The 7,484-nt window shown below is 72.8% G+C and carries 9 protein-coding genes and 1 pseudogene; 6 read left to right on the plus strand and 4 right to left on the minus strand.

Annotated elements, in window-relative coordinates; genetic code table 11:
- Both H5J33_RS17130 and H5J33_RS17135 read left to right on the plus strand, forming a co-directional pair.
- Positions 1-875 (plus strand): proline/glycine betaine ABC transporter permease (locus tag H5J33_RS17130; protein WP_181795794.1); only part of this gene is annotated, 875 nt, incomplete at its 5' end.
- A gap of 1 nt (position 876) precedes the next feature.
- On the plus strand, positions 877-1,827 hold the full coding sequence (locus H5J33_RS17135; protein WP_181795795.1) for an ABC transporter substrate-binding protein: 951 nt from the start codon (positions 877-879) through the stop codon (positions 1,825-1,827).
- Between the two features lie 15 nt (positions 1,828-1,842).
- On the opposite strand, the gene H5J33_RS17140 is transcribed toward H5J33_RS17135, so the two are convergent.
- Genes H5J33_RS17140 through H5J33_RS17150 form a run of 3 tightly spaced genes read right to left on the minus strand, consistent with a single transcriptional unit; the run spans position 1,843 to position 3,502 of the window.
- On the minus strand, positions 1,843-2,565 hold the full coding sequence (locus H5J33_RS17140; RefSeq protein ID WP_181795797.1) for an isocitrate lyase/phosphoenolpyruvate mutase family protein: 723 nt from the start codon (positions 2,563-2,565) through the stop codon (positions 1,843-1,845).
- Complete coding sequence (locus tag H5J33_RS17145; RefSeq protein ID WP_309485422.1) at positions 2,562-3,005, minus strand: carboxymuconolactone decarboxylase family protein; 444 nt, start codon at positions 3,003-3,005, stop codon at positions 2,562-2,564. Before H5J33_RS17145 ends, H5J33_RS17140 begins: the two co-directional genes overlap by 4 nt.
- On the minus strand, positions 3,002-3,502 hold the full coding sequence (locus H5J33_RS17150; protein ID WP_181795799.1) for a carboxymuconolactone decarboxylase family protein: 501 nt from the start codon (positions 3,500-3,502) through the stop codon (positions 3,002-3,004). The genes H5J33_RS17145 and H5J33_RS17150 overlap by 4 nt, the downstream gene beginning before the upstream one ends.
- 47 nt (positions 3,503-3,549) lie before the next feature.
- On the opposite strand from H5J33_RS17150, the pseudogene H5J33_RS17155 reads away from it, so the two are divergent.
- The 4 genes and pseudogenes from H5J33_RS17155 to H5J33_RS17170 all read left to right on the plus strand — a co-directional run.
- A pseudogene (locus tag H5J33_RS17155) lies at positions 3,550-3,759 on the plus strand (GntR family transcriptional regulator); the annotation flags it as partial.
- Between the two features lie 108 nt (positions 3,760-3,867).
- A complete protein-coding gene (locus tag H5J33_RS17160) occupies positions 3,868-4,743 on the plus strand; it encodes a helix-turn-helix transcriptional regulator (protein ID WP_181795800.1) in 876 nt (291 codons plus the stop codon).
- Positions 4,744-4,841: 98 nt separating this feature from the next.
- A complete protein-coding gene (locus H5J33_RS17165) occupies positions 4,842-5,654 on the plus strand; it encodes an SAM-dependent methyltransferase (protein ID WP_181795802.1) in 813 nt (270 codons plus the stop codon).
- 284 nt (positions 5,655-5,938) lie between these two features.
- Positions 5,939-6,442, plus strand: a complete 504-nt coding sequence (locus H5J33_RS17170; protein ID WP_181795803.1) for a hypothetical protein — start codon at positions 5,939-5,941, stop codon at positions 6,440-6,442.
- A 66-nt stretch (positions 6,443-6,508) separates the two neighbouring features.
- Here the strand turns inward: H5J33_RS17170 and H5J33_RS17175 are convergent.
- A partial coding sequence (locus H5J33_RS17175; RefSeq protein WP_181795804.1) for a glycerophosphodiester phosphodiesterase family protein occupies positions 6,509-7,484 on the minus strand: 976 nt, incomplete at its 5' end.

Below are 7,484 nucleotides of genomic sequence, written 5' to 3' on the forward strand. Positions count from 1 at the left end.
GCGCCACCGACTGGCCCGCCGGCGGCACCCTGGACATCGCCGGACCGGTGAACCGGGCCGTCGACTGGATGACCGACCACCTCTACTCCGGCGTCCCGGTCGTCGGCGGCACCGCCGACTGGGCGGGGCACTTCACCACCTGGGTCCTGGACCCGGTCCGCGCCGGGCTGCAGGCGATGCCGTGGTGGTCGGTGCTGCTCGTGGTCGCCGCCCTGGCCTGGCTGATCGGCACCTGGCGCACCGCGCTGACCGCCGTCCTCGCCATGGCCGCGATCGGAGTGCTCGGCGTGTGGGAGCCGTCGCTCGACACCCTCTCCCAGGTGCTGGCCGCCGTCGCCGTCACCCTCGTCCTGGGCGTGGCCACCGGCATCGCGGCGGCCCGCAGCGCCCGTATCGACCGCGTCCTGCGCCCGGTCCTGGACGTCCTCCAGACCATGCCGCAGTTCGTGTACCTGATCCCGGTGGTCGCCCTGTTCGGCGTCGGCCGCGCCCCCGCCGTCGCCGCGGCCGTCGTCTACGCCCTCCCGGCCGTCGTCCGGATCACCGCGCAGGGCCTGCGCCAGGTCGACCAGGCCGCGCTGGAGTCCGCGCGCTCGCTCGGCGCGACCGGACGGCAGCAGCTGTGGCAGGTGCAGCTCCCGCTCGCCCGGCGCGCGCTGCTGCTCGCCGTCAACCAGGGCGTGGTCCTGGTCCTCGCCGTCGTCATCATCGGCGGCCTGGTCGGCGGCGGTGCCCTCGGCTACGACGTCGCCTTCGGCCTGGCCCAGGGCGACCTGGCCACCGGCCTGGTGGCGGGCGCCGCCATCGTCTGCCTGGGCCTGATGCTCGACCGGGTGACCCAGCCGGCCGGGCGCCGCGCGGGGAAGGGAGCCTGACATGCGCCGTACCGCGATCACGGCCGCCGTGGCCGCCCTGGCCCTGACCACCGGCTGCGGCGCCGCCGACATGACCAGGCAGGCCAGCCCGTTCGCCAACGCCCGGGGCGCGAAGACGGTCACCCTGTCCGTGCAGTCCTGGGTGGGCGCGCAGGCCGACGCGGCCGTCGCCCAGTACATCCTGGAGCACAAGCTCGGCTACCGCGTCGACACCGTCCAGGTCGACGAGGTGCCGGCCTGGGACGCGCTCAGCCAGGGCCGGGTCGACGCCCTGCTGGAGGACTGGGGCCACCCGGAGCAGGAGAAGCGCTACGTCGAGGACAAGAAGACGGTCGCGCCCGGCGGCGGACTCGGGGTCACCGGCCACATCGGCTGGTTCGTGCCCACGTACCTCGCCAAGCAGCACCCGGACATCACCGACTGGCGGAACCTGGACAAGTACGCCCCGCTGTTCCGTACCGCGGAGAGCGGCGGCAAGGGACAGCTGATGGACGGCTCCCCGTCCTACGTCACCAACGACAAGGCGCTGGTGAAGAACCTGGAACTGGACTACCAGGTCGTCTTCGCCGGCTCCGAGGCCGCGCAGATCACCCAGATCAAACGGTTCGCCAAGGAGAAGAAGCCCTTCCTGACCTACTGGTACGCGCCCCAGTGGCTGTTCGAGAAGGTGCCGATGACGGAGGTGAAGCTGCCCCCGCACAAGGAGGGCTGCGACGCGGACCCGGCCAAGGTCGCCTGCGGCTACCCGCACACCCCGCTGAAGAAGTACCTCAACGCGGGCTTCGCGAAGTCCGGCGGCGAGGCGGCGGCCTTCCTGAAGAAGTTCCGGTGGACCACCGAGGACCAGAACGAGGTGTCGCTGATGATCGCCGAGCAGAAGCTCTCCCCGGCCGAGGCGGCGAGGAAGTGGGTGGACAGCCACCCGTCCGTGTGGAAGAAGTGGCTGCCCTGACCGGACGCCCCCGGCCTACGGCAGGGGACCGGCGGCGATCTCCCGCAGCGCGGCCGTCGCCCGCCGCTGGAGCCACGGCCCGAACGTGACCCGGGTGGCCCCGAGTTCGCCGAGCGCGGCGGGCGAGGGGCCGTCCCCGGCCGGCCGGGCCAGCAGGTTCAGCGGGCCCTCGATCCCCGACCGCAGCAGCGGCACCAGCCGTGCCGGGGCGAGGATCGGGTACACGCAGTCGGCGCCCGCCGCGCGGTACAGCGCGGCCCGCTCGATGGCCCGCTCCGGGTCGCCGTCGCCGTGTACGAACACGTCGACGCGGGCGTTGACGAACAGCCGGTCGGCGGCGGCCTCCCGCACCGCCGCGAGGAACTCGGCGTGCGCGTGCGGGTCCTTGAGGACACCCCCGTCGGAGTCCTCGAGGTTGCAGCCCACCGCACCGGCCTCCAGCAGCCGTTCGACCAGCTCCTCGGGCGCGAGCCCGTAGCCGCCCTCCACGTCCGCCGAGACCGGCACGTCCACCGCCCGCGCGATCCGGGCGACGGCCGCGAACATCTCGTCGGCGGGGGTGGCCCCGTCCTCGTACCCGAGGGAGGCGGCCATCCCGGCGCTCGGGGTGGCCAGCGCCGGGAAACCGGCCTCGGCGAAGACCCGCGCGGAGGCGGCGTCCCACGGCCCGGGCAGCACCAGCGGGTCGCCCGGGGCGCGCCCCCGGTGCAGGGCGCGGAACTCCTCGGCCTTGCTCATGGCTGCCGGCCCCCCGGTGGCACACGGCGGCTGACCATCAGGCGGTTCCAGCCGTTGATGACGGTGATCAGGGCGATGAGGTGGGCGAGCGCCGCCTCGTCGAAGTGCTTGGCGGCGGCCTCGTACACCTCGTCGGGCACGAACCCTTCCGTGAGCACGGTGACCGCCTCGGTCAGCGCCAGCGCGGCCCGCTCCCGCTCGCTGTAGAGGTCCTCGGTCTCCTCCCAGGCGCTGAGGAAGTGGATGCGGTCCTCGGACTCCCCGTTCTTCCGGGCCAGGCCCAGGTGCATGTCGAGGCAGAACGCGCAGTGGTTGATCTGCGAGGCGCGGATCATCACCAGTTCGGCCAGGCCCGGATCGCCGAGCCCCTTCTTGGCCGCCGCGCTGACGGCGGCCATCGCCTTGAAGACCTGCGGGTCCAGCAGCTGGGTACGGTTCACTTGTGCTGCCCCGGGTGGTAGTGGCCCGCGGGCGTCCGGGTGGTCACGCCGAACCGGTTCCAGGCGTTGATCACGGCGATGGCGGCGATCAGCTGGGACAGCTCGGCCTCGTCGAAGTGCTTGGCGGCCCGCTCGTAGACCTCGTCCGGCACGAAACCGTCCGTCAGCACGGTGATCGCGTCGGTCAGCTCCAGCGCCGCCAGCTCCTTCTCGGTGTAGAAGTGCCGGGACTCCTCCCACGCGCCGAGCTGGATGATCCGCTCCACGCTCTCGCCGGCCGCGAGGGCGTCCTTGGAGTGCATGTCGAGGCAGCGCGCGCAGTGGTTGACCTGGGAGGCGCGGATCTTGACGAGCTCGCGCAGCCGGGGGTCCAGGCCCTGGTTGGCGACGGCGTCCAGCTGGATCATCGCCTTGTAGACCTCGGGCGCGTGCTGGGCCCAGCGCAGCCGCGCCGGCTCCTCGGGGGCGTAGGTGACGGGTTCCTCGTGAGTGCTCATGTCTTCGACCCTAGGAGCGAGGCAGCCCAGGGGTATGGTCCATTCCCATGGCGGAATCCTGGGCCACTTTGGGCGTCGACCTGCATCTCGAACCGGCAGTGGCGGGCGGTCTGCGCCGGGGCCTGACCGACGCCCTGCGGGACGCGGTGCGCACCGGCCGGCTCGCCCCCGGCACCAGGCTGCCGTCCTCCCGGACCCTCGCCGCCGACCTCGGCATCGCCCGCAACACCGTCGCCGAGGCCTACGCCGACCTGGTCTGAAATTTGCAAGTGGCGAAGTGCATGCTGCATCCGACGGAACGTGATCGAATGGGCCGGGAGCCGATCCGCCTGCGCGGACGGCCGGAGCCGACGAGGGGGGTGGGCGTGACCGTGGAGACCGAATGGGGCGGTGCGCCCTCCGTGCTGCGCATGATCCTCGGCAGACGGCTGGAGGAGCTGCGCACCCGGGCCGGCCTCAGCTTCGCCGAGGCGGGCGCGGCCATCGGGGTCAGCCACTCCACGATCCGCCGCATGGAGGCCGCCAAGGTGGCCCGGCTGCGGCTCGCGGACGCCGAGAAGCTCCTCCAGGTCTACGGCGTCACGGACCAGGAGGAGATCGACACCTTCCTGCAGTCCGTGCGCGAGGCCAACAAGCGCGGCTGGTGGCACTCGTACCGCGACGTCGTGCCCCACTGGCTGCCCGCCTACCTCAGCCTGGAACAGGCGGCGCTGCAACTGCGCGGCTACGAGAACCAGTTCGTGCACGGCCTGCTGCAGACCGAGGACTACGCCCGCGCCCTGCTCACCGCGTCCTACCCGCACGCCCCCGCCGAGACCACCGAACGCCGGGTCGCGCTGCGCACGCGCCGCCAGAAACGGCTGACCGGGGCCGAACCGCCGCGGCTGTGGGTGGTGATGGACGAGACGGTGCTGCGCCGGCCGGTCGGCGGCCCGCGGGTGATGCGCGCGCAGATCGACCACCTCATCGAGCTGGGCCGGCTGCCCCATGTCACCGTGCAGGTCATGCCGTTCGCGCTCGGACCGCATCCCGCGCTGTGGGCCGGCGCCTTCCACCTCTTCCGGTTCCGCGCCCGCGAACTGCCCGACATCGCCTACCTCAGCTGCCTGGACAGGGCCGAATACCTGGACAAGCCGGACGAGGTGGTGGTCTACCGGGAGGCTCTCGACCGGCTGAGCGCCCAGGCACCGTCCGCCCGGAAGACCGAGACCCTGCTCGCCGACCTGCGCAAGGAGTGGTGAGCCGCCGACCGTATCCGCCCGTCGCACCACCCCGCGCAACCGCCCCCGCACGTGCCGACGCGAGGGCCCGACCCCTGACCCGAATGGGAGACACGGCGTTGCCCGACAACGGATGGCCGGCCGACCGGATCGACACCGCAAACGCCCACTCCGCCCGCATCTACGACTACATACTCGGCGGCAAGGACTACTACCCCGCCGACAAGGAGGCGGGCGAGGCGATGACGCGGGAGTGGCCCGCGCTCCCGGTGCACATGCGCGCCAACCGCGACTTCATGAACCGCGCGGTGCGCCGGCTGGCCGAGGACGCGGGAGTGCGGCAGTTCCTGGACATCGGCACCGGCATCCCGACCTCGCCCAACCTGCACGAGATCGCCCAGGCCGTGGCCCCCGCGTCCCGGGTCGTCTACGTCGACAACGACCCGATCGTGCTCACCCTCTCCCAGGGCCTGCTGGCCAGCGCGCCCGAGGGCCGGACCGCGTACGTGGAGGCCGACTTCCGCGACCCGGCGGCCATCCTGGACGCCCCCGAACTGCGCGGGACGCTGGACCTGAGCCGGCCCGTCGCCCTCACCGTCATCGCGATCGTGCACTTCATGCTGGACGCGGACGACGCGGTCGGCGTGGTGCGCCGGCTGCTGGAGCCGCTGCCCTCCGGCAGCTACCTCGCGATGTCCATCGGCACCGCCGACTTCGCCCCCGCCGAGGTGGGCCGGGTCGCCCGCGAGTACGCGGCCCGCGACATGCCGATGCGGCTGCGCACCCTGGCCGAGGCACACGAGTTCTTCGACGGCCTGGACCTGGTCGAGCCCGGCGTCGTCCAGGTGCACAAGTGGCATCCCGACGACGGCGCGCAGGGCATCCGGGACGAGGACATCGCCATGTACGGCGCGGTAGCCCGCAAGCCGTGACAGACCCGGGGCCGGGGTCCGACCCACCTCCCGGACCCCGGCCCCGCCCCCCGTCGTACGACACGTACGGCGGGCCGGGCGGCGGGCCGGGCGGTCGCCGCACCCGCGGCGACCGGAAGACAGCCCCTGGAACGAGCCCCGGCAGGACCGGAGCGGCCCGCCCCTCGGCGGGTCGGGAGGAAACCACCCCCCGAGCACGGAACCGGATCGCCCGGAAAGCGGTCTTAGGGGCCGTGGAAGGCCGGGATCGGCCCGGTCGCGAAGAATCCGGGGGAATGAGACACATGTCCGAGCGCAGTCGCAAGACCTTCCTGACCGTCACGGCCCTCGCCGCAGGCCTCACGCTGGCCGCCGTCACCCCCGCCCTCGCGGGCGGCACCACGAGCCACACCTCCCGCGTCACCGCCGCGCCCCCGGCCGCCCAGGGCGACCCGCGCGGCGTCACCCAGCACGTGGCCGACTTCTACGGCGCCTACATCGACGCCGTCTGGGCCACCGACGACCCCGCGGCGGCGGCGAGCGCCAAGGCCCTGCGCGGCTTCTACCTCTCCGCCGGAGCCCAGAAGGCGGTGGCCGCCTACGAGCGGCGCGAGCACGCCGACGGCATCCTGTTCGCGCAGAACGTACCGGTGAAGTGGAAGGTGGCCTACACCGGTTCCGGCGCCGGCCACGCCACCAACCGGGTCACGCTCACCTGGGGCGACGGCCCGCACGCCGAGGTCAGCCGGATCGACGTCCGGTCCGACCTGAAGACCCTGAAGATCACCGAGCTCCGGCCGGCCGCCTGACCCGGGCGTGGGCCCCGCCCCGCCCCATTCGGGGCGGGGCCCACGCTCCGCGCACCCGGGCGCCGGTCAGGCGTGGCCGTGCGGATGGTAGGGGCGCGGCAGCCGCATGCCCCGGTCGGCCATGATCCGCCGCACCCGGTCGGGATAGTCGGTGATGATCCCGTCGACGCCCAGGTCCATCAGCGCCGCCACGGTCGCCGGGTCGTCACAGGTCCACGGCACCACCTTCAGGCCCCGGGCGTGCGCCTCGGCGACCATGGCCGCGTCGGAGTAGAACCGGAAGTCCGGGTCGCCGACCCTGCCGCTCTGCGGGAAGCCGTAGTTGGGGGAGAGGGTGGTGACGCCGGGCAGGGTCGCCGCCGCCCGGACGAAGTCACCGCCGTAGTCGTCGGCGTCGATCCCGCCCAGCCACGGGGACGCGCCGGGACGGCCGACCTGGAGGAAGTCGTGATTCGTCAGCGCCACCAGCGGCCACCTCGGCGCCAGCCGGTGCATCACCTTCAGCGCCCCCCAGTCGAACGACTGGATGGTGACCTGCCGCTCGATGCCCGAGCGGTGGATCTCCTCGTACACCCGGCGCACGAACACCTCGCGCGGCGCGGTCTGTTCGGGCGCGCCCGCCTCCACCTTGGTCTCGATGTTCAGTTTCACCCCCCGGGCGCGATAGCTCTCGACCAGACCGAGGACGTCCTTCAGCTCCACCATCCGGAACCCCTTGACGACCTCCTGCTCGGGGAAGCCGGGCAGTTGCCGGTAGCCGCAGTCCAGCGTCTTGATCTGAGCCAGCGTCAGATCCTTGATGTACTTGCCGGTGTAGGGGTACATCGGGTCGCCGGGGGTGAGCGGGCCGGTGTCCCGGCACTTGACGCCGCTGATCTGCCGGTCGTGGTTGACGACCACCTTCAGGTCCCGGGTGATCTGGGTGTCCAGCTCCAGTGTGGACACCCCGAGCCGCAGCGCCTTGCCGAAGCCCTCCAGCGACTCCTCGGTGGTCAGGCCGAGGCCGCCGCGGTGCGCCTGGAGGTCGAAGCGGGCCGGCGCG

The organism is Streptomyces sp. WELS2, assembly GCF_013870595.1.
GTDB lineage: Bacteria > Actinomycetota > Actinomycetes > Streptomycetales > Streptomycetaceae > Streptomyces.